Source organism: Streptomyces sp. NPDC048337 (genome assembly GCF_043201175.1).
Lineage (GTDB): Bacteria > Actinomycetota > Actinomycetes > Streptomycetales > Streptomycetaceae > Streptomyces.
This window is the reverse complement of the sequence record NZ_JBICYR010000006.1, coordinates 23,093-43,806: the sequence shown is the minus strand read 5'-3', so window position 1 is coordinate 43,806 and position 20,714 is coordinate 23,093. Positions and strand designations below refer to the sequence as shown.

Below are 20,714 nucleotides of genomic sequence, written 5' to 3'. Positions count from 1 at the left end.
TCCGGGGCCCGCCTGCGGCGCCGGGCCCCGGACTGGGTCCGAGGGGTGTCGGGCCAGCCCGCCCGGTCCGGACCCGCCCGGTCCGGACCCGCCCGGTCCGGACCCGCCCGGTCCGGACCCGCCCGGTCCGGACCCGCCCGGTCCGGACCCGCCCGGCTCGGGCCTGCCGGGCTCGGGCCTGCCGGGATCGGACCCGCGCTGGGGTCGGACCCGCGCCGGGATCGGACCCGCGCTGGGGTCGGACCCGCGCTGGGCCGGGCGTGCCGGGCCCCGGGTGGGCCCACCGACCGCCGCAGGCTACTGGTAGCGCTTCAGTTCCCTCCGCGCCAGCGACCGCTGGTGGACCTCGTCCGGGCCGTCGGCCAGGCGGAGGGTCCGGGCCGCCGCCCACAGTTCGGCGAGGGGGAAGTCCTGGCTCACCCCGCCCGCGCCGTGCAGCTGCACCGCGTCGTCCAGGATCCGCACCACCGCCCGCGGCGTCGCGATCTTGATGGCCTGGATCTCGGTGTGGGCGCCCCGGTTCCCGACCGTGTCCATCAGCCAGGCCGTCTTCAGCACCAGCAGCCGCAGCTGCTCCACCGTCACCCGCGCGTCCGCGATCCAGTTCTGCACCACGCCCTGCGCGGCCAACGGCTTGCCGAAGGCCGTACGGTCCAGCGCGCGCCGGCACATCAGCTCGACGGCCCGCTCCGCCATGCCGATCAGCCGCATGCAGTGGTGGATGCGGCCCGGGCCGAGGCGCGCCTGGGCGATGGCGAAGCCGGTGCCCTCCTCGCCGATCAGGTTCCCCGCCGGGACCCGGGCCCCGTCGAAGAACACCTCGGCGTGGCCGCCGTGGTCGTGGTCCTCGTACCCGTACACCGTCATGGCCCGCCGCACCTCCACGCCCGGGGTGTCACGCGGGACCAGGATCATCGACTGCTGACGGCGCGGATCGGCGCCCCCCGGGTCGGTCTTGCCCATCACGATGAAGATCTTGCAGTCCGGGTTCATCGCCCCGGAGATGAACCACTTGCGGCCGGTGACCACGTACTCGTCGCCGTCGCGCTCGATCCGGGTCTCGACGTTCGTCGCGTCCGAGGAGGCCACCTCGGGCTCGGTCATGGCGAATGCGGAGCGGATCTCCCCGGCCAGCAGCGGCTCCAGCCACTGCTTCCTCTGCTCCTCGTTCCCGAACTGCGCGAGCAGCTCCATGTTCCCGGTGTCCGGAGCCGCGCAGTTGGTGGCCATCGGCGCAAGGTGCGGGCTGCGGCCGGTGACCTCCGCCAGCGGGGCGTACTGGAGGTTGGTCAGCCCGGCGCCGTACTCGCCGTCCGGCAAGAAGAGGTTCCACAGGCCCTGGCGGCGCGCCTCGGCCTTCAGTTCACCGAAGACGGCCGGGGTATCCCAGGGCGAGGCCAGCCGTGCGCGCTGCTCGGCGGCGAGGGCTTCCGCCGGGTAGACGTACTCCTCCATGAACGCGAGCAGCCGCTCGCGGAGTTCCTCGGTCCGGGCATCGAATGCGAAGTCCATGCTGATCGGCTCCTCAGCCTTCCTGGAGGGTGGTCAGTCCGTGCTCGATGAAGACCGGCACCAGCTCGCCGATCCGGTCGAAGCCCGCCCCGACGGTCTGCCCGAGCGTGTAGCGGTAGTGGATGCCTTCGAGGATCACCGCGAGCTTGAACCAGGCGAAGGCCGTGTACCAGGCGATGGCGCCGGTGTCCCGGCCGGAGCGGGCGGCGTACCGCTCGACCAGCTCGGCGGGGGCCGGATGGCCGGGCGCCCCGCTCGTCGTGCTGACCGGGGATTCGGTCAGCCCCAGGTCGGAGCTGTACATCACCAGCAGCCCGAGGTCCGTGAGCGGATCGCCCAGCGTGGACATCTCCCAGTCCAGGACCGCCCGGATCGTGTCGTCCGGCCCGCCGATCAGCACGTTGTCGAGCCGGAAGTCCCCGTGCACCACGGTCGGGGCGGGGGAGTCGGGCAGCGCCCGGCCGAGGGCGCCGTGCAGCTCGTCGATCCCGGCCAGCTCCCGCCCCCGCGAGGCCGCGAGCTGCTTGCCCCAGCGGCGCAGCTGCCGGTCGAGGAAGCCCTCGGGCCGGCCGAAGTCGCCCAGGCCCACCGACTCCGGGTCCACCGCGTGCAGTTCGACCAGGGTGTCCACCAGGCCCAGCACCGCCCGCCGGGTGCGCTCCGGCCCGATCGCGGCGAGCTGGCCCGCCGTCCGGTACGGCACCCCCTCCACGTACTCCATGACGTAGAACGGCGCCCCCAGCACCTCCACGTCCTCGCACAGCAGCAGCGCACCGGGCACCGGCACGGCCGTGCCGTGCAGCGCCTCGATCACCCGGTGCTCGCGCCGCATGTCGTGCGCGGTGGCCAGTACGTGCCCGAGCGGCGGCCTGCGCACCACCCAGCGGGCGGTGCCGTCGGTGATCTCGTACGTGAGGTTCGACCGGCCGCCCTCGATCAGCCGGCCGCGCAGCGCCCCGGCCGCGAGTCCCGGCCGCACCCGGTCGAGATGACCGCGCAGCCGCTCCAGATCGAGGCCCCGGGGGTCGGCCGATGCTGACGCTGAGGCTGGGGTCATGCTGCGCACCTCCGTGCGGGTCGACGACGGGTGTCCGTGGACCATCATGCCGACCAGTCGGTATGCCGTCCATAGCGCGGGCCGAAAGAAGTCCCCCGGCCCTGTGTGAACGGCGTGAACGGCGTGAACGGATCAGGCGTGGCAGAGGATCGGGGTCCCGCCGTTCATCACCGTCATGTCCTTCAGCACCGCGAGGATGTCCAGCGGGGCGCCCTCCGGCTCCCCGGCCAGCTCCGCGTACGCCCGGTGCAGGTTCGCCACCAGCCGCTCGCTCTCCCGCCAGGCCGCGAACTCGCCGAGATCGGCCTCCCGGGCCACCTCCAGCGGGGTCAGCCCCTTCGCCCGCCCCTCCCGGGCGAGTTCGGCCACGTAGCGCAGGTAGCGCTCGGTGGACTCGTAGGCCGAGCCGTCGGTCAGGCGCCCGTGTCCCGGTATGACGGTCTCCGCGTCGAGGGAGCGGAGCAGCTCCAGCGCCCGCAGCGAACCGGCCAGCGAGCCCATCGCCAGGAACGGCGTTCCTCCGGCGAAGACCAGGTCGCCGGTGAACACCACCCGCTGCCGGGGCAGCCACACGATCGAGTCCCCGGTGGTGTGCGCGACGCCCGGGTGGATGACCCGCACCTCCGTCCCGCCGACGTGCAGGGTCATCCGGTCGCTGTAGGTGAGGTCGGGTGCGGTGATGTCTATCGCGCCGAAGTCCGTCGCCGGCCAGATCATCTCCAGCTGGTGGCCGGCGGCCAACTGCTCGGCCCGCGCGTTGTCGTGCCCGAGGATCAGCGCCTCGTTGGCGAACACGCCGTTGCCGTAGGTGTGGTCGCCGTGGTGGTGGGTGTTGACCACGGTGCGGGGGAGCGGCACCCCGGCCGCCACGACCGCCTCGCGCAGGGCGAGCGCCCGCCGCTCGGTGGCGGCGGTGTCGACGAGCAGGGTCCGGCCCCCGTCGCTCACGAAGCCGGCGTTGTTGAGGCACCAGCCGCCGTCCGGCTGGACGTAGGCGTACACCCCGGGTGCGGGCTGGACGAGGTACGGATCGTCGACGGGCATCTGCGCTCTCCCCGGATCGCTGTGACGGGCGATCGGCATCCTGCCAGTCGGCGCGGCGCCGGGGGAGGGCGGGTGGCGCGCCTGCCGGATCCTCCGTCAGGCGCTCCGCCGGTCAGTGGTCGTCGTAGTGGCCGTCGTGTTCGGCGTGCCGGTGTCCGTCGTGCGCGTAGTCGACGTGGTCCCCGTGCGAGACCGCCTGGTGGCCGCAGTCGGGGCCGTGGGCGTGCTCGTGCGTGACGTGTTCCTGGTGCGTGGTCGTCATGGCGCCGAGGCTAGTGCGGATCGTCTGGTGCTGCCCGTTATGTCGCAGCGACGCGGAGAAGGCGGATCATCGGACCGTCGGTTCAGGACCGTGCGGGGCGGCCGCGTCCAGGGTCTGTCTCCAGGAAGGGCTATGGACACCATTCCCGGCGGTAGGCCGGGTGCTGTGCGTAGGACTGGGCGAGGACCCGAAGGGCGTATGCCAGGCCGACCGAGCGGGAGTCGGTGGGGTCCATGGCCTTGTAGTCGTGAGCCAGTTGCTCGGTCAGATCGAGCATGGGCAGATGGCTGTCGAGAAGGGCTTCGCCGCCCATGGTTTCGGCCACGTGGGCGTAGGCGTGGTTGTCGTCCATGATGCGTGCGACGAGGAACTTCAGAAGATCGTCCATGTGGTGATGCTCGCGGCTGGCGCCTTTGGGGGCCAGCCGCGTGTCCGGATGGATGGCGGCGAGGTGGAGTGCGGCCTGTTAGGCGGTGACGAGCTTGTCGCATGGCCAGGCCGCGCCATTGTTTGAGGCGGTCGATGCGCTTCGATGGATGGCCGTGTCCAGGGCCGCGCTCGTATGGCGGCGCTCAGGGCCGTGGCGCTGGCCGCGTTCAGGCCACGGGCAGACGGCCGTGCTCGGGTCTGGCGGCCGTGCCGGGTGGTCCGCTCGGGTCTGGCGGCCGTGCCGGGTGGTCCGCTCGGGTCTGGCGACCGTGCCGGATGGCATCTGGCTCGGGTCGGGCGGCCGTGCCGGAGGGTCGTGTTCGGATCAGGTGGCCACGCCGGGCGGGCGCGCCTGGGCGGGCGGGTTCAGATGATCACCGTCATCGCGAACAGCGCCAGCGCCACCGTGCACGCCACCGCCGCCACCGCCGCCCGCGGCGCGAGCCCCGGCGGCCGGCCGGTCGCCAGTTCGCGGATCCGCCGGTGGGCCACCCACAGGAACGCCAGCCAGACCAGCGCGATGACCGCCGCCCCCGCCACCTCCACCGGCCTGCCGGACCCGCGCAGCGCCTGGCGCAGTGCCAGCACCGCCACCACCGAGGAGGCCAGCGTCGTACGCCGCCACGCGAGCCGGGTCCGCTCCGGCTGGAGCCCGGCGTCCCGACCCTCCCCGTACGCGGTCACCGCCCGGTCGTCCAGCCGAGCAGCACGACCACCACCATGGCCACCGCGACCAGCCCCACCCCCGCGCTCAGCACCACCGGGAACCGCGACAGCGGCAGATCCTCACCCCGCCGCATCGCCCGCTCGCACCGCACCCAGTGGTTCACCGCCCGCATCGCGCACGCCGCACCCACCGCCAGCAGTGCGAAGGCCATCCCGACCCGCACCCCCCACCGCAGGTCCGGCAGGAACTGGTCGACCGCGAAACCGCCGCCCACCAGGGCCAGCGCGGTCCGGATCCAGGCCAGGAACGTCCGCTCGTTGGCCAGCGAGAAGCGGTAGTCGGGGGTCTCGCCCTCGTCGCGCACCCGCTGCGGCGCGAACCAGAGGCGCACGTCGCGCAGGAAGCCGCCCTTCGGGGAATCGATCACCCCCGCAATCTACGCCGGGCTACCGCCCGGGCCCGGCACCCTGGTCGGCTCCCGGCCCGCCCGCCGCCCGGAACTCCCGCAATCGCCGGTACGCCTCCAGCCCGTCGGGCACCCAGGTCCACGAACCATCGGCCACCCGCCGCTCCAGTTCCTCCTCGTTCACGAAGTCGTGCCAGGCCACCTCGGACACCTGCGGCCGCACGGGCAACACGCACCGCACCTCGTGCACGTACGACCACCAGGCCCCGCCCGGCCCCTCGTACAGGCACTTGAACAGCGGCACCGGCCGCGGCAGCCCGGACACCCCGAGCTCCTCCTCCGCCTCCCGCAGCGCGGCCTGCCCGTAGCCCTCCCCGGCGCCCAGCACCCCGCCCACGAACATGTCGTAGTACGAGGGGAACACGAGCTTCGAAGCGGTCCGCCGGTGCACGAAGACCCGGCCCTCGGCGTCCCTGGCCTGCACGAACACGCAGCGGTGGATCAGCCCCCGCGCGTACACCTCGCCCCGCGGGGCCTGCCCGACCACCCGGTCGTCCCGGTCCACCACGTCCAGCACTTCATCAGCGGCACTCACGCAGGTCATCCAACCACCGCTGTTGACTGGTTACCGCTCCGTAGCCAAGGATCTGCCCCACCACCGACCGGAGGACGGGTAGACGCATGACGTACGACGCAGACGTGATCGTGATCGGGGCGGGCCTCGCCGGCCTCGTGGCCACCGCCGAGCTCGTCGACGCGGGCCGCAAGGTCATCCTGCTCGACCAGGAGCCGGAGCAGTCGATCGGCGGTCAGGCGCACTGGTCCTTCGGCGGCCTGTTCTTCGTGGACTCGCCCGAGCAGCGCCGGATGCGGATCAAGGACAACCGGGAGCTCGCCCTCCAGGACTGGCTGGGCACCGCGGGCTTCGACCGCGAGGAGGACGCCTGGCCGCGCCGCTGGGCCGAGGCCTACGTGGACTTCGCGGCCGGCGAGAAGCGGCCCTGGCTGCACGCCCAGGGCGTCCGCTTCTTCCCCGTCGTCGGCTGGGCGGAGCGCGGCGGCTACGACGCCGACGGCCACGGCAACTCCGTCCCCCGCTTCCACATCACCTGGGGCACGGGCCCCGGCCTGGTGGAGCCCTTCGAGCGGCGGGTCCGGGCCGGCGTGGCCCGCGGCCTGGTCCAGCTGAAGTTCCGTCACCGGGTCACCGGGCTCTCCCGTACGGCCGGCGCGGTGGACACCGTGACGGGCGAGATCCTGGAGCCCTCCGACGCCGTACGGGGCACCGCGAGCGGCCGCGAGGCCACCGGGGCCTTCTCCCTGCGGGCCCAGGCCGTGATCGTGACCAGCGGCGGCATCGGCGGCAACCACGACCTCGTACGGGCGCAGTGGCCCGCCCGGCTCGGCACCCCGCCGGAGCGGATGCTCTCCGGGGTCCCCGCGCACGTGGACGGCCTGATGCTCGGCATCGCGGAGGCCGCCGGAGCCAGCCACATCAACAAGGACCGGATGTGGCACTACACCGAGGGCATCGAGAACTGGAACCCGATCTGGGCGAAGCACGGCATCCGCATCCTGCCCGGCCCGTCCTCGCTCTGGCTGGACGCCACGGGCAAGCGGCTGCCCGTACCGCTCTTCCCGGGCTTCGACACCCTCGGCACCCTCGACCACATCATGAAGACCGGCCACGACCACACCTGGTTCGTCCTCAACCGGCGCATCATCGGCAAGGAGTTCGGCCTCTCCGGCTCCGAGCAGAACCCGGACCTGACCGGGAAGTCGGTCCGCGGGGTGATCGACCGGGCCCGCCAGGCCGTGCCCGGGCCCGTCCAGGCCTTCATGGACAACGGCGCCGACTTCGTCGTCGAACGCGACCTCGCCGCCCTCGTGCGCGGCATGAACGCCATCACCAAGGAAGACCTGATCGACGAGGACGCCCTGCGCCGGGTGATCACCTCCCGGGACCGGGAGATCGCCAACCCGTTCAGCAAGGACCTCCAGGTGACGGCCATCCACGGGGCCCGCAAGTACCTCGGCGACAAGCTGATCCGCACCGCGGCGCCGCACCGGATCCTGGACCCGGCGGCCGGTCCGCTGATCGCGGTACGGCTGTCGATCCTGACCCGCAAGTCCCTGGGCGGCCTGGAGACCGACCTCTCCTCGCGCGTCCTGACGGCCGCCGGCGAACCGCTGCCCGGCGTCTACGCGGCGGGCGAGGCGGCCGGCTTCGGAGGCGGGGGAGTCCACGGCTACCGCGCCCTGGAGGGCACCTTCCTCGGCGGCTGCATCTTCTCGGGCCGCACCGCGGGCCGCGCGGCGGCCCGGGCGGTCGCCTGACCGGACCCGCCTCCCGGCGGACACGGGCGAGCCCGGCGGCCGGCGGCAGCCCGGAGCCGGCCCGTTCCACCCCCGGACCGGTCGGCGTCAGCCGGGGCGCTTGACGATCCGGACCCGTTCCGGCCCGTGCCGGAACCGCTCGTGCGAGGCGCGCCATTCGGCCACGGACGCGTACCGTTCCTGAAGACTGAGCAGGAGTGAGCCCGATCAGCCGCACGCCCCAAACGGTCTTGAGCGCACTGGTCGCCGGCGTACTCGACCCCGGGGCAGCGACACGCATCTTGTACGTGGTCCGATCCCGGGAGGCCGGCTTCCTGTGCGACCTGGCCATGTGGGTACGGCCAGAGGCGACGGGGAGGCCCTGAACCATCACTCCGGTGGAGCAGGGGCCCCGCACGCTGGCACCGCACCCGGCGTCCCAGATCGCCCGATCACGTTAACCCGACCAGCCCAAGGCGCCGCAAGGCAGGGAGCGGACCCTCACACGATCGAGCTAACCGACCTCGTGCGCGCTACTCGACGAACAGTTATCAACCCCTCGCCCTCGGCCGGCGCATGCCCCGGGTTCACCCCGCCGAGCCGCAGCACCCTCACGTCCGTCACCTCCAGGACGGCCGCGACCAGCCGGTCGCGCGGTGGCCCGGGGAAGCCCAGGAGGTACGAGGGAGATCGTCGTCTCCCGTCATGGGGCCGCCCCGCGGGTCCGCGCCGGTGGCCCCACGAACTGGCACAACCACCCCAACTCGTACCGTCGTCATAGCAGTTGAAACCCGCCATGCACTGGACTGGACCTTGACTCGGAGCTGTGCGTACCGCTTTGCTGTGCGTGATCACCGGTGCGCTCACCGGCGCGATCTCCGACCTGCCCGGCCCGATCAGCCGGTCACGCCACCCACGTGCACCCTGCACGTTTTTGGCCACGGCCAACGGCCCACCGCTCACCGCACTCGCCCCCGTCCGCCCGCGTCCTGGAGGGAAACCCGCGGATGTCCCCGCCTCCGCCGCCCCTCGGCCGCTCCCGCAAGCGTGATGCCCAGCTCTTCGACCCGGCCCTGTGCGACGCCGAACTCGTCGACGTCCGCACCCAGTTCACCCAGGGCCGCTGGACACGGGCCCGGTCCCTGCTCGTCGGCACCGGCGACGACTGGGACCGCCGCGGCCACCGCGTCGTCGTCCTCGCCGAGACCCCGGCGGCCGCCGCCTGGGCCCGCGAATGGCTGCTCGCCGAACCCGAGAGCGCCGACGCCGCTACCCTCCTCGCCTGCGCCGCCGTCTTCCGCGCCCTGCGCCGCAAGGGCACCCCGGCCGCCGCCGATGAGGCCTGCCGGCGCGCCGCCGCCCTGGCCCCGGCCGACCCCACCCCCTGGCTCGGACTGCTCCTGCTCTCCGGCGCCTTCGGTACCGAGGAGGAGTTCAGCCGCCACTTCGACCAGGTCCGGGCCCGCCACCGGGAGCACCACCACGCCCACCACCTGATGGTCGCCCGGCTCGCCGAACGCACCCCCGGCTCCGGCCAGGACCCGCTCCACGAGGTCTACGACTTCGCGGCCTGGGCCGCCGAGGAGTCCCCGGCCGACTCCCCGCTCGCCGTGCTCCCCGTCATCGCGCACGCCGAGCGCTACCGGGTGCTCGCCGCCCGGCACGGCCACCACCCCGACAGCGCCGCCGCGCACTGGTCCGGCCGCCGCGCCCGCCAGGTCCTGCGCTCCGCCTTCGACTGGTGGCTGGAATGGGAGCGCGAGGACCACCCCCGCAACCGGGTCGACCTCAACTTCCTCGCCCACGCCAAGCTCTGCGAGGGCCGCCCCGCCGAGGCCGCCGCCCTCTTCCACCGCATCGGCCGCCACGCCACCCGCGCCCCCTGGTCCTACCCGGACCTCGACCCGCACAAGGCCTTCCTCGCCGCGCGCAGCGCCGCGCTCGGCACGGCCTGACCCGCTCACCCAGCACGCCCCCGAGCCCCCGAAAGGACGCCCCCATGCCGACGGGAAGATCCACCACGCTCCAGGACCCGGCCGAGATCCGCACCTACAAGGGCCAGGACCGGGCCCTGCGCGCCGACCGCCTCGGCACCGCCGGCCTGCTGCTCTCCGTACTCGCCGCCAGCGCGCCCCTGATGGTCGTCGCCGGCGTCATGCCCACCACCTTCGGGGTCATGGGCATCGTCGGCCAGCCGCTCCTCTTCGTCATCCTCGGCCTCGTCCTGGCCCTCTTCAGCATCGGCTACGCCGAGATGAGCCGGCACGTCCACAACGCCGGCGCCTTCTACGCCTACATCGCCCGCGGCCTCGGCCCCACCGCCGGCGCGGGCGCCTCCCTCGTCGCCCTCGTCGCCTACAGCGCCATGCAGGTCGGCGTCTACGGCATCCTCGGCTTCGAGATATCCGGCCTCTTCGCCACCTACCTCGAGGCCGAACTCGCCTGGTGGATACCGGCCCTGCTCGCCGTCGCCGCCACCGGCGCCCTCGGCTGGCTCAAGATCGACCTCAATGCCAAGGTCCTCGGCGTCCTCCTCCTCATCGAGTGCGCCCTCGTCGTCGTCTTCGACCTCGCCGCCCTCGGCAAGCCCGGCGCCGAAGGCCTCTCGCTGCACGCCTTCAACCCCGAGACCCTCACCGGCCCCGGCCTCGGCACCGCCCTCTGCTTCTGCATCGCGGCCTTCGTCGGCTTCGAGCAGTCCCCGGTGTACGCCGAGGAGACCAGCAGGCCTCACATCGTCGTCTCCCGGGTGATGTTCCTCGCCGTCGGCTTCGTCGCCCTCTTCTTCGCCCTCAGCGCCTGGGCCCTCACCGTCGCCACCGGCCCCGCCGAGGTCGTCAAGACCTCCGCCGAGGCCGGCCCCGGCCTGCTCTTCCAGCTCACCCAGGACCGCCTCGGCGCCACCTTCACCGACGTCTTGCACGTGCTGTTCGTCACCGGCATGTTCGCGGCCATGCTCAGCTTCCACAACGTGGTCGCCCGCTACGCCTTCGCCATGGGCCGCGAGGGCCTGCTCCCGGCCGCCTTCGGCCGGACCAACCCCGGCACCGGCGCCCCCGGCACCGGCTCCCTCCTCCAGACCGGAATCGCCGCCGTCGTCGTCATCGCCTTCGCCGCCACCGACGACCTGCCCGCCGGCGACCCCACCGCCCCCGTCCTGCACCTGTTCACCTGGATGGGCAGCGTCGGCGCCCTCGGCGTGACCCTCCTCATGGCCGCCGCCTCCTTCGCCGTCATCGCCTTCTTCGTCCGCCGCGGCACCGCCGGAGCCCAGGTCTGGCGGCTCGTCGCGGCCGGCGCCGCCGGTCTCGCGCTCCTCGGCATCGCCGTCTACACCGTCAAGGACTTCGGCGTCCTGGTCGGCGCCGAGGAGGGCTCCGCGCTCAGCTGGGCTCTGCCCGGCATCATCGGCGCCGCCCTCGTGATCGGCCTGGTCCACGGAGCGCTGCTGCGCGGCCGCCGCCCCGAGGTGCACGCCCGCATAGGCCTGGGGAACGAGGCCTTCCGCCTCGACCAGGCGGCATCGGCCGCGACGGGCGACTGACCCGGCAGACCTCGCTTTCCAGCTCGTACGAAGCCCCCGACACCTCATTCCAAGGTCGTCGGGGGCTTCGGCGCGCAGGGGGCAGATTTTGGCGGGTAGCGGAACCCCATGGTCTATTGGGGCGACAAAACCACCGGACCGCAGCACAGGGGACACCACCCAGCTCCCCTGCGCCGCGGTCCGCACCTGCCTGTCCCACCCACGAAGGCGAAGTCGTACATGAGTGACCGCACCTTGACCGAGGCCCCGGCCCCGGCGTCTTCCCGCCACACCGACGCCGGTGACGAGGGCTACAGCAAGGACCTCAAGTCCCGCCACATCAACATGATCGCGATCGGCGGGGCCATAGGCACCGGCCTCTTCCTCGGCGCCGGCGGCCGCCTCGCCGGCGCGGGCCCCTCCCTCGCCATCGCCTACGCGGTGTGCGGCGTCTTCGCCTTCTTCGTCGTACGCGCCCTCGGTGAGCTCGTCCTCTACCGGCCCTCCTCCGGCGCCTTCGTCTCGTACGCGCGCGAGTTCATGGGGGAGAAGGGCGCCTACACGGCCGGCTGGCTCTACTTCCTCAACTGGTCGACGACCACTGTGGCCGACATCACGGCCGCCGCGACCTACGCCCACTTCTGGTCGCTGTTCACCGACGTCCCCCAGTGGGTCCTCGCCTTCATCGCCCTCGCCGTCGTCCTCACCGCGAACCTCATCTCGGTGAAGTACTTCGGCGAGATGGAGTTCTGGTTCTCCCTGGTCAAGGTCGCCGCCCTGGTCGTCTTCCTGATCGTCGGCATCTGGCTCGTCGCCACCAGCCACGAGATCGGCGGCCACACCCCGGGCCTGGCCTCCATCACCGACAACGGCGGCATCTTCCCCTCCGGCGTCCTCCCGATGCTCCTGGTGGTCCAGGGCGTGGTCTTCGCGTACGCCTCCGTCGAGCTCTGCGGCGTCGCCGCCGGCGAGACCGAGAACCCGGAGAAGATCATGCCGAAGGCCATCAACTCGATCATGTGGCGCGTGGGCCTCTTCTACGTCGGCTCGGTCGTGCTGCTCGCCCTGCTGCTCCCGTACACGGAGTACTCCGCCGACCAGAGCCCCTTCGTCACCGTCTTCGACAAGCTCGGGGTCCCCGGCGCCGCCGGCATCATGAACCTGGTCGTCCTGACCGCCGCCCTCTCCAGCCTGAACTCCGGCCTCTACTCCACCGGCCGCATCCTGCGCTCCATGGCGATGTCCGGCTCCGCGCCCAAGTTCACCGCCCGCATGAACAAGGGCAAGGTCCCCTACGGCGGGGTCCTCCTCACCGCCGCCTTCGGCCTCGCCGGCGTCGGCCTGAACAAGCTGATGCCCAAGGACGCCTTCGAGCTCGTCCTGAACTTCGCCTCGCTGGGCATCCTCGGCACCTGGGCGATGGTCATGATCTGCTCGCTGTTCTTCTGGCGCCGCGCCCAGCTCGGCCTCGTGGAGCGCCCCTCCTACCGCCTGCCCTGGGCCCCGTACACCCAGCTCGTCACCCTGGCCTTCCTCCTCGCGGTGCTGGTCCTGATGTGGTGCGACGGCGGCGTGGGCCGCACCACGGTGCTGTGCGTGCCGATCATCGGCGCCGCCCTCGTCGGCGGCTGGTTCCTGGTCCGCGGCCGGGTGCGGGAACTCGCCGCCTCCCGCGGCTGACCCCGGACACCACCGAGGGCCCCGCCGCCCGGACTCCACTCCGGGCGACGGGGCCCTCGTACGTCTCCCGGGCCGTCAGGGCCGCGCGGAACCCGCCCCGCCCGGCACGAAGGAGTCCAGCGCCGCGTCGAAGTGGCCACGGGCCTCGGCGGACCGGCCGACGGGCGCCGACACCCACACGTCGTACAGCAGCCCGTTCTGCTCCCAGCACACGTCGAAGGTGTGCCGGGCGCCCTCGGCGCGGGTGAAGCCGTCCCAGGTGAACTCCCACAGGGCGGCCGGCAGCCCGTCGTGCGTCGTCGCGACGACCTTGTTCTCCCGGTAGCCCGGATTGGTCTCCGAGCCCTGCTGGTCGGCGAGCCGCATCACCCCGAGCGGGCCTCCCGCCGGCGGCGCCGTCATCTTGATCCCGATGCGCACGGCGCCGTCCGGCGACCCGTAGAAGACGCGCTGCTCGTCGGTGGTGCGCCGGAACCCGACCGGTACGGCGAGGCTGAAGCCCTGCACGTCGGTGACCACCTGGTAGCCGGCGGGCGCGGGCCGCACCGACCCGACCGCCACGACCGACGGCGACGGCGACGGCGACGGGGACACGGACACCGACGGCGACGGGGACGCGGATACCGACACGGACACGGACACGGACGGGCCCGCGGCGCCCGCCGTCCCACCGGACCCCTTCCCCCGGACCCCGGCGTCGCCGAGCAGCGTGGTCGCCGTCACCGTGCCGGCCGCCGTCGCGACGATCAGCGCCGCGACCAGCCCCACGCGCAGCGCCGTCCGACGCCTCCCGGACGCCGCGGGCAGCGGGCCCCCGGGCCGGGTGACCCGCTCGGTCGGCGTGTACAGCGCAACCGGTACCGGCTCGGCCCCGTCCTCGCCCGCCGCGCAGGCGGCCAGCATCCGCCCCGCCTCGGCCGCGCCCAGCCGTTGCTCCGGATCCCGCTCCAGGAGACCTCGTACGACCGGAACGAGCGGCCCCAGCCGCGCGGGCGGGCGGATCTCGTCGAACACGACGGCGTGCAGGATCCCGCCGATCGAATCGCGGCGGAAGGGCGACTCCCCGGTCACGGCCGCACACAGCAGGGCCCCCAGCGACCACAGATCGGCCGCCGGCCCGGCCTCCGCGCCCTGCATACGCTCCGGCGCCGTGTACTCGGGCGAGCCCACGAAGGCCCCGGTCTCGCTGATCGTGGTCGCCCCGGCGAGCCGGGCGATCCCGAAATCGGTCAGCACCGCACGGCCCGTCCCCGCCTCCATGAGGACATTGGCCGGCTTCACGTCCCGGTGCAGCACGCCGCGCTCGTGCGCCGCCCCCAGGGCCCCGAGCAGCGCGAGCCCGATCCGGGCCGCCTCGCGCGGGGTGAGCGGCCCCGCGCCTGCGAGCCGGTCGGCCAGCGAGCCGCCGTCGACCAGCTCCATGACGATGAAGGGGATCCCCTCGTGCTCCACGACGTCGTGCACCACGACGACGTGCGGATGCCTGATCTGCGCGACGACCCGCGCCTCCCGAAGGGCCCCCATGGCCTGGGTGCCGGCGTCGACATGGAGCTCCTTGACGGCCACCTGCCGCCCGAGGAGCTCGTCGGCCGCCCGCCAGACGGTCCCCATGCCACCCCGGCCCAGCCGCTTCTGCAGCCGGTAACGGCCACCGATCACCGTGCTGTCGCCCGGCCCGTCCTGCGCCACGCCGTGTCCCCCGTCCCCCCGTTCGCCGGTCAGGGCCATGATGCCGTACGCGGCGTGCCGCACACCGCAGTCCGCAAACGCAAAGAACCCCACCGAAGTGGGGTTCTCGCTCTTGTGTCCGAGGGGGGACTTGAACCCCCACGCCCGATAAAGGGCACTAGCACCTCAAGCTAGCGCGTCTGCCATTCCGCCACCCGGACAAGGTGTTTGTCTCGCGTCCCTCGCGGGCCGTTCCGACGTGGAAAACATTACCAAACATTCCGGGGTCCTCGATCACACCCCCCGGTGACCGGGGATCGCCCTTGGGCGGAGCGGCCCGGAGCGGGAGGATGGGGGCAGTTCGGTACCGATCAGTGGGAGGAAGCAGCGTGAGCGAGTCGAGCGCGGGCAGGACCGTCTCCGGCGAGGACGAGGTAGTCGACCTCTGCCGGGACCTCATCCGGATCGACACCAGCAACTACGGAGACCACTCGGGCCCGGGCGAGCGCAAGGCGGCCGAGTGGGTGGCCGAGAAGCTCGCCGAGGTCGGGCTGGAGCCGCAGATCTTCGAATCGCACAAGGGACGGGCCTCTACCGTCGCGCGGATCGAGGGGGAGGACCCCTCGCGGCCCGCGCTGCTCATCCACGGGCACACCGACGTGGTTCCGGCCAATGCGGCCGACTGGACGTACGACCCCTTCGCGGGCGAGATCGCCGACGGCTGCGTGTGGGGCCGTGGCGCCGTCGACATGAAGGACATGGACGCGATGACGCTGGCCGTCGTGCGCGACCGCATGCGCAGCGGGCGCAAGCCCCCGCGGGACATCGTGCTGGCCTTCCTCGCCGACGAGGAGGCCGGCGGCGTCTACGGGGCGCGCCACCTCGTCGACAAGCACCCGGAGCTCTTCGAGGGCGTCACCGAGGCCATCGGCGAGGTCGGTGGCTTCTCCTTCACCGTGAACGAGAACCTGCGGCTGTACCTGGTGGAGACCGCCCAGAAGGGCATGCACTGGATGCGGCTCACGGTCGAGGGCACCGCGGGCCACGGCTCCATGACCAACAACGACAACGCGATCACGGAGCTGTGCGAGGCCGTGGGGCGCCTCGGCCGCCACCAGTGGCCGGTGCGCGTCACCAAGACCGTACGGAGCTTCCTGGACGAGCTCTCGGACGCGCTCGGGACCCCGCTGGACCCGGACAACATGGACGAGACGCTCGCCAAGCTCGGCGGCATCGCCAAGATGGTCGGCGCCACCCTGCGCAACTCGGCCGCCCCGACCATGCTCGGCGCCGGCTACAAGGTCAACGTCATCCCCGGCCAGGCCACGGCCCACGTGGACGGCCGCTTCCTGCCGGGCTACGAGGACGAGTTCTTCGCCGACCTCGACCGCATCCTCGGCCCGCGCGTGAAGCGGGAGGACGTGCACGGGGACAAGGCGCTGGAGACCGACTTCGACGGCCGTCTGGTCGATGCCATGCAGGGCGCCCTGAAGGCCGAGGACCCGATCGCGCGGGCTGTCCCGTACATGCTCTCGGGCGGTACGGACGCCAAGTCCTTCGACGACCTGGGCATCCGCTGCTTCGGCTTCGCGCCGCTCCAACTGCCCCCGGAACTGGACTTCGCCGGGATGTTCCACGGCGTGGACGAACGGGTGCCGGTCGACGGACTGAAGTTCGGCGTGCGGGTCCTCGACCGATTCATCGACAAGGCCTAACGGCCGGGAATCGCAGAGGTGTGCGCAAACCACTGAGAAGAGTGAATGCGCTCATACGCTCGTAGCCCTGGTGATCCTTCCTCGTTACAGGTGGTGCGGTCCGCGGCTGGGACCGCATTGCCTACTAGGAGGAACAATGATCAAGAAGGTTGTGGCCGCTGCGGCTGCCACTGGTGGCCTGGTTCTCGCGGGTGCGGGCCTCGCTGTCGCCGACGCGGGTGCGCAGGCTGCGGCCATCGGCTCCCCCGGTGTCCTGTCCGGCAACGTCGTCCAGGTTCCGATCCACATCCCGGTCAACGTGTGCGGCAACACGGTCAACATCATCGGCCTGCTGAACCCGGCCTTCGGCAACTACTGCGTCAACGCCTGACGCGCCTGAAGTCCTGAGCCCCGGAACGCATTCCAGCGTTCCGGGGCCGCCGGGCTTTCCGGCCCGGAACCTCAGTTTCGGCGTACCAGGCGGGGGAGCCTCGTACGGCCTGTACGTCGACCGATACGTGCACACCAGGGGACGAGTACAGATGCGACGACCGGCACAGGTCACCAGGAAGACCCTGATCACCATGGCTGCCGCGGGGGGTGTCCTCGCCTTGGGCGGGGGGTACGCACACGCGGACTCCGGCGCCTCGGGGCATGCCGCGAACTCTCCGGGACTGCTGTCCGGGAACAGTGTGCAGGCGCCCGTGGACGCACCCGTGAACGTCTGTGGGAACAGCGTGACGGTGGTGGGAGGCCTCAACCCGGCCTTCGGGAACCACTGCTTCAACGGTTCGGGCCACGGCGGCAAGCCGGAACACCCCGGGTACCCGGGGCACCCCGGCAACCCGGGCAACCCCGGGCAGCCGGGCGGCGGCGATGACGGCGACGAGCCGTGCGACGACCACCCGGAGCACCCCGGAAACCCCGGCAATCCGGGCCATCCGGGTACGGAGAACCCCGGCACTCCGGGGCACCCGGGCCATCCCGGTACGGAGAACCCCGGCAACCCGGGCCACCCCGGTACGCCGGGAGGGGAACACCCCGGCAACCCGGGGACGCCGGGCGGGCACACGCCGGGGAAGCCGGGCACGCCCGGTACGGAGAACCCCGGCCACGGCGGCCAGAACCCCGGCACGCCGGGCACCGGCACCGGGCCGGGCGCCGGCACCGTCACCCCCGTCACGCACCCCGGCCCCGCCACGGGCGGGAGCGGCAGCGCACCCGGCCAGTCGGCCGGTCTCGCCGCGACGGGTGCCGGCGACGTCCTCACCGCCGGCCTCCCGCTCGCGGGCGGCCTGCTGCTGGGCGGTGCCGTGCTCTACCGGCGTGCCCGCAAGGCCGCCTGACGGACACTCATGACGCGGGCCCTCCCCCAGCTACCGCTGGGCGGTGCCCCCAGCGCCGGGGCCCGCGTCACCAGGTCGCGCGGACCTGACGGATGATCCGGCGGCGCAACCGCACGCGGCGGCTGCCGTCCCGGTGCAGGCTCAGGCGGTCGAGCTCCCAGTTCCCGTACTCGGCATGGTCGGTCAGCAGGCGGGTCGCCTCCTTGCGGGGAACCCCGCGAGGCACGTACACGTCGACAAATTCGTATTCCGGCATCGCATCTATTGTGCGGGCAGAGCCCCGCTACGGATAGCGTCTGCTCTATGTCTGATGCCGCTCTGCCCACTGTTGCCGAGGTACGCGCCGCCGCCGAGGCGGTCAAGGCCGCGCTCGACCGCCACCTCGACGCCGTCGAGCGCAGGACCGGGGACGACGACCCGGAGGTCTACGCCGCGTTCAACGAACTCGCCGCCGCGGCCGAGGAGTACGACGAACTCCTCTACGACCGCTACGACGAGGTCACCCCCTTCGAGATCCCCACGCCCGAGGACGGTGTCCCGTACACCGGCCCGGCCGAGCCCGCCGCCTTCAGCGTGCTCATCCGCCGCGACTACGCCGTGGTCGAGCCGCCGCGGCTGATCGCCCAGGCCGAGCGGGTCGCCGCGCACGACCGCGAGGCCGAACTCGTCCACGACGGCGGCACGGCCGGTGCGCTGGGCGTGCTCTTCGGGGAGTACGAGCCCGACGAGATCGCCTCCCGCTACAAGGAGTTCGGGCTGGAGGAGGGCGACTCCACGCTCTGGATCGCGGCGTTGGAGGAAGTGGCCGAACCGGGGGAGTGGCTGGGCTCGCCCTTCGAGCACACCGATCCGCAGGACGTCCTGCACCGCTTCGACGTCAGCGCCGTCTTCGACGAGGACGGGGACGGGGACGACGACTACGACGATGACGAGATCGCGGAGCCCGGGCTGACCCCGGCCTGATCCGGCAGCGGCCCCAGCCCCGCGACGGGGCGGGGGCCGTTCCTGCTACTGCCGCTGTTCCCCGGCCGCCGCCGCGAGGGCCGCGAGGAGGCCCGCCAGCCGGGTAGTGCGCGGCTTCGGCGGCACCTCCGCCACCGCGCGCGGCAGCGCCTGGTCCACGCCGTGCACCACCGACAGGTGCCGCTCGGCCCGCCCGAACGCCGTGTAGACCCAGTCCCGCGACAGGGCCTGCGCCGCGTCACCCGGCAGTACGACGACCACCGCGGGCCAGCGCGCGCCCACGGCCTGATGGGCCGTCACCGCCCAGCCGTGCCGCACCTGGGACTCCACGAGCTCCTTCGGTACGACGACCCGCGCGCCCGCGCGGTCCAGGTGCAGCCCCTGCGCGTCGGCCGACACCACCCGGGCCGGCAGCGCCCGCCCGGGCGAGGGCACGTGGACCACCCGGTCGCCGGGGTCGAAGCCGCCGAACCGGCCCGGGCCGGGGTTCAGCCGCTCCTTGAGGGCGGCGTTCAGCGCCCGGGTCCCCGCGGAGCCGCCGTGGCCCGGGGTGATCACCTGCACACTGTCCGCCGGGATCCCGAAGGCCCGCGGCACCGACTCGGCCACCAGCTGCACGGCGCGGTGCACGGCCTCCCCGGCGTCGCGCACCGGGACGATGACGACCTCCTTGCCGGGGGCGTCGACCTGGTTCAGCTCGCCGATGCCGATCCCCGAGACCAGCTCGCCGATCGGGCCCGGATCCGGTACGCGGGAGACCGCCTGGGGGCAGGCGCGGGCCGCCAGCAGATCGGCGAACACCCGCCCGGCCCCGGCGGAACCGAGCACTCCGGGATCGCCGGAGAGCACCAGGCGGGCCCCGTCGGGGACGGACTCCACCAGTGCGGCGGCGGTCTCCACGTCGAGTTGGGGCGCGTCGAGGACGATGAGCAGGTCCAGCGCGAACTGCCCGTCGGCGTCCCGGCCGGGGCCCTCCGCGCCCGACAGCAGCCCGGCCACGGTGACGCCCTCGGCGGAGGGGGCGTGCACGGCCAGGCATGCGCGCAGGCCCAGCTCCCGGGCGGCCGCCAGCAGGGCGAGCGGCTCGGCGCGGGCGGCCTCGCCGCCGGTGTGGGCGACCAGGCCGTGGGCGGCGACGGCGCGGATCAGGTCGGCGCCGGGGCCCTGGGAAGCCGCCTGCTCCCAGTCGGCCGGGCCGTCGAAGGTGTTGGCGATCCGGGCCAGGCCGTCGGCCAGGCTCTCCTCGGCCATCGCGGAACCCTCCAGGCCCACGAGGATCCGTACGGGCTGTTCCTCGCCCTCCGGCACCGGGGCTCCCAGCGGCTCGTGGAAGACCAGCACCGTGCCCTCGCCGATGGCCTGCTCCAGGGCCTCGGCGGGGTCCGGTACGCCGTACTGGGCCAGGGCCTTCTCCAGGACCGGGGCCTCCAGCGCGGTATGCCCCTTGAGCCCCGCCTGGACCAGCAGCCAGCCCACCAGGGCGGTGGTGCGGCGCTCGTCGCCCGGGCCGGCCCCGGGGCCGAGGAGGGCGCGGGCGAAGCCGTCGGCCTGGGTCGGCCGGACGGCGGGGACGGCCAGCAGCCGCCAGGGGTTCTCGGCGAGCTGCTCGGCTGCGCCGTCGCCGAGGGCCGCGGCGGCGGGGGCGGCGAGGGTCTCGGGGGCGCCGCCGCGGGTCAGGACGGCGCGGACCGAGTCGACGGCGTCGGTGGAGGGGGCGGCGGCCGGTGCCGGAGCCGGCTTGCGGGTGGGCGGGGGAGTCGGGGCCGCCTTGCGGGGGGCGGCCGGGGCCTCGTCGAAGTACAGGGCGGGCGGCTTCGCCCCGCTCTCCACGGCCCGTACGGCGGCCAGCAGATCGGCGGCCTTTCCGCTGAGCTTCGCCCCGGCGTCCACGGGACCCTCCCGCTCGGCCTTCCGCCGGGCGATCCGCTCCCGCTCGACCTTCTGCGCGGCCAACTCGGCGGCGGCCTCACTGAGCACGGGCCGTCCTTCGCCTCCGGCGTCGACCCCGCCCCCGCCCTCGGCGTCGGCCCCGCCCCCGCCCTCGGCGTCGGCCCCGCCCTCGGCGTCGGCCCCGCCCTCGGCGTCGGCCCCGCCCTCGGCGTCGGCCCCGCCCTCGGCGTCGGCCCCGCCCTCGGCGTCGGCCCCGC

General features: G+C 73.3%; 19 protein-coding genes and 1 tRNA gene. 8 read left to right on the top strand and 12 right to left on the bottom strand.

Features of this window, described 5'->3' with window-relative positions; genetic code table 11:
• Positions 1–297: 297 nt before the first annotated feature.
• From ACGFYU_RS12110 to ACGFYU_RS12075, 8 genes are all read right to left on the bottom strand, one after another.
• Positions 298–1,512, bottom strand: coding sequence for an acyl-CoA dehydrogenase family protein (locus ACGFYU_RS12110; RefSeq protein ID WP_393827183.1), 1,215 nt, complete (start codon positions 1,510–1,512; stop codon positions 298–300).
• Between the two features lie 13 nt (positions 1,513–1,525).
• Positions 1,526–2,569, bottom strand: coding sequence for a phosphotransferase family protein (locus ACGFYU_RS12105; RefSeq protein WP_393827182.1), 1,044 nt, complete (start codon positions 2,567–2,569; stop codon positions 1,526–1,528).
• A 132-nt stretch (positions 2,570–2,701) separates the two neighbouring features.
• On the bottom strand, positions 2,702–3,613 hold the full coding sequence (locus ACGFYU_RS12100; RefSeq protein ID WP_393827181.1) for an MBL fold metallo-hydrolase: 912 nt from the start codon (positions 3,611–3,613) through the stop codon (positions 2,702–2,704).
• 112 nt (positions 3,614–3,725) lie between these two features.
• A complete protein-coding gene (locus ACGFYU_RS12095; RefSeq protein ID WP_393827180.1) occupies positions 3,726–3,875 on the bottom strand; it encodes a hypothetical protein in 150 nt (49 codons plus the stop codon).
• Between the two features lie 130 nt (positions 3,876–4,005).
• The gene (locus tag ACGFYU_RS12090) at positions 4,006–4,263 is read right to left on the bottom strand and encodes a DUF6221 family protein (protein WP_393827179.1); all 258 of its coding nucleotides are present in this window, start codon (positions 4,261–4,263) and stop codon (positions 4,006–4,008) included.
• Positions 4,264–4,670: 407 nt separating this feature from the next.
• A complete protein-coding gene (locus tag ACGFYU_RS12085) occupies positions 4,671–4,988 on the bottom strand; it encodes a DUF202 domain-containing protein (protein WP_393827178.1) in 318 nt (105 codons plus the stop codon).
• The gene (locus ACGFYU_RS12080) at positions 4,985–5,395 is read right to left on the bottom strand and encodes a YidH family protein (protein ID WP_393827466.1); all 411 of its coding nucleotides are present in this window, start codon (positions 5,393–5,395) and stop codon (positions 4,985–4,987) included. Before ACGFYU_RS12080 ends, ACGFYU_RS12085 begins: the two co-directional genes overlap by 4 nt.
• Before the next feature lie 22 nt (positions 5,396–5,417).
• A complete protein-coding gene (locus ACGFYU_RS12075; protein WP_393827177.1) occupies positions 5,418–5,972 on the bottom strand; it encodes an NUDIX domain-containing protein in 555 nt (184 codons plus the stop codon).
• An 86-nt stretch (positions 5,973–6,058) separates the two neighbouring features.
• On the opposite strand from ACGFYU_RS12075, the gene ACGFYU_RS12070 reads away from it, so the two are divergent.
• From ACGFYU_RS12070 to ACGFYU_RS12055, 4 genes are all read left to right on the top strand, one after another.
• On the top strand, positions 6,059–7,714 hold the full coding sequence (locus ACGFYU_RS12070) for an FAD-binding dehydrogenase (protein WP_393827176.1): 1,656 nt from the start codon (positions 6,059–6,061) through the stop codon (positions 7,712–7,714).
• 986 nt (positions 7,715–8,700) lie between these two features.
• Positions 8,701–9,648 carry a hypothetical protein gene (locus tag ACGFYU_RS12065; protein WP_393827175.1) on the top strand — a complete coding sequence of 316 codons (948 nt, stop codon included), beginning with the start codon at positions 8,701–8,703 and terminating at the stop codon, positions 9,646–9,648.
• A gap of 44 nt (positions 9,649–9,692) precedes the next feature.
• A complete protein-coding gene (locus tag ACGFYU_RS12060; protein WP_393827174.1) occupies positions 9,693–11,237 on the top strand; it encodes an APC family permease in 1,545 nt (514 codons plus the stop codon).
• 219 nt (positions 11,238–11,456) lie between these two features.
• Positions 11,457–12,896 (top strand): amino acid permease, encoded by a 1,440-nt coding sequence (locus tag ACGFYU_RS12055; RefSeq protein ID WP_393827173.1) that lies wholly within the window; start codon positions 11,457–11,459, stop codon positions 12,894–12,896.
• Positions 12,897–12,971: 75 nt separating this feature from the next.
• Here the strand turns inward: ACGFYU_RS12055 and ACGFYU_RS12050 are convergent, their stop codons facing one another.
• A complete protein-coding gene (locus tag ACGFYU_RS12050) occupies positions 12,972–14,507 on the bottom strand; it encodes a serine/threonine-protein kinase (protein ID WP_393827465.1) in 1,536 nt (511 codons plus the stop codon).
• A 193-nt stretch (positions 14,508–14,700) separates the two neighbouring features.
• Positions 14,701–14,785: transfer RNA gene (locus ACGFYU_RS12045), tRNA-Leu, on the bottom strand.
• 168 nt (positions 14,786–14,953) lie between these two features.
• Here ACGFYU_RS12045 and ACGFYU_RS12040 point away from each other — a divergent pair.
• From ACGFYU_RS12040 to ACGFYU_RS12030, 3 genes are all read left to right on the top strand, one after another.
• Positions 14,954–16,279, top strand: a complete 1,326-nt coding sequence (locus ACGFYU_RS12040) for a M20/M25/M40 family metallo-hydrolase (protein WP_393827172.1) — start codon at positions 14,954–14,956, stop codon at positions 16,277–16,279.
• Positions 16,280–16,415: 136 nt separating this feature from the next.
• Positions 16,416–16,649, top strand: coding sequence for a chaplin (locus tag ACGFYU_RS12035; protein ID WP_393827171.1), 234 nt, complete (start codon positions 16,416–16,418; stop codon positions 16,647–16,649).
• A gap of 151 nt (positions 16,650–16,800) precedes the next feature.
• Positions 16,801–17,604, top strand: a complete 804-nt coding sequence (locus tag ACGFYU_RS12030) for a chaplin family protein (protein ID WP_393827170.1) — start codon at positions 16,801–16,803, stop codon at positions 17,602–17,604.
• Positions 17,605–17,671: 67 nt separating this feature from the next.
• Here ACGFYU_RS12030 and ACGFYU_RS12025 read toward each other — a convergent pair whose 3' ends face one another.
• On the bottom strand, positions 17,672–17,860 hold the full coding sequence (locus ACGFYU_RS12025) for a DUF5703 family protein (protein ID WP_073774709.1): 189 nt from the start codon (positions 17,858–17,860) through the stop codon (positions 17,672–17,674).
• A gap of 47 nt (positions 17,861–17,907) precedes the next feature.
• On the opposite strand from ACGFYU_RS12025, the gene ACGFYU_RS12020 reads away from it, so the two are divergent.
• Positions 17,908–18,567 carry a hypothetical protein gene (locus tag ACGFYU_RS12020; RefSeq protein ID WP_393827169.1) on the top strand — a complete coding sequence of 220 codons (660 nt, stop codon included), beginning with the start codon at positions 17,908–17,910 and terminating at the stop codon, positions 18,565–18,567.
• 45 nt (positions 18,568–18,612) lie between these two features.
• Here the strand turns inward: ACGFYU_RS12020 and ACGFYU_RS12015 are convergent.
• Positions 18,613–20,714 (bottom strand): helix-hairpin-helix domain-containing protein (locus ACGFYU_RS12015; RefSeq protein WP_393827168.1); only part of this gene is annotated, 2,102 nt, incomplete at its 5' end.

What these genes read in the sequence shown, in the direction of transcription:
- ACGFYU_RS12020 (WP_393827169.1), top strand. Translation starts at nt 17,908, where the DNA reads ATGTCTGATGCCGCTCTGCCCACTGTTGCCGAGGTACGCGCCGCCGCC.
- ACGFYU_RS12050 (WP_393827465.1), bottom strand. Translation starts at nt 14,507, where the DNA reads ATGGGGACCGTCTGGCGGGCGGCCGACGAGCTCCTCGGGCGGCAGGTG.
- ACGFYU_RS12030 (WP_393827170.1), top strand. Translation starts at nt 16,801, where the DNA reads ATGCGACGACCGGCACAGGTCACCAGGAAGACCCTGATCACCATGGCT.
- ACGFYU_RS12095 (WP_393827180.1), bottom strand. Translation starts at nt 3,875, where the DNA reads ATGACGACCACGCACCAGGAACACGTCACGCACGAGCACGCCCACGGC.
- ACGFYU_RS12055 (WP_393827173.1), top strand. Translation starts at nt 11,457, where the DNA reads ATGAGTGACCGCACCTTGACCGAGGCCCCGGCCCCGGCGTCTTCCCGC.
- ACGFYU_RS12025 (WP_073774709.1), bottom strand. Translation starts at nt 17,860, where the DNA reads ATGCCGGAATACGAATTTGTCGACGTGTACGTGCCTCGCGGGGTTCCC.
- ACGFYU_RS12110 (WP_393827183.1), bottom strand. Translation starts at nt 1,512, where the DNA reads ATGGACTTCGCATTCGATGCCCGGACCGAGGAACTCCGCGAGCGGCTG.
- ACGFYU_RS12065 (WP_393827175.1), top strand. Translation starts at nt 8,701, where the DNA reads ATGTCCCCGCCTCCGCCGCCCCTCGGCCGCTCCCGCAAGCGTGATGCC.
- ACGFYU_RS12105 (WP_393827182.1), bottom strand. Translation starts at nt 2,569, where the DNA reads ATGACCCCAGCCTCAGCGTCAGCATCGGCCGACCCCCGGGGCCTCGAT.
- ACGFYU_RS12060 (WP_393827174.1), top strand. Translation starts at nt 9,693, where the DNA reads ATGCCGACGGGAAGATCCACCACGCTCCAGGACCCGGCCGAGATCCGC.
- ACGFYU_RS12035 (WP_393827171.1), top strand. Translation starts at nt 16,416, where the DNA reads ATGATCAAGAAGGTTGTGGCCGCTGCGGCTGCCACTGGTGGCCTGGTT.
- ACGFYU_RS12070 (WP_393827176.1), top strand. Translation starts at nt 6,059, where the DNA reads ATGACGTACGACGCAGACGTGATCGTGATCGGGGCGGGCCTCGCCGGC.
- ACGFYU_RS12100 (WP_393827181.1), bottom strand. Translation starts at nt 3,613, where the DNA reads ATGCCCGTCGACGATCCGTACCTCGTCCAGCCCGCACCCGGGGTGTAC.
- ACGFYU_RS12090 (WP_393827179.1), bottom strand. Translation starts at nt 4,263, where the DNA reads ATGGACGATCTTCTGAAGTTCCTCGTCGCACGCATCATGGACGACAAC.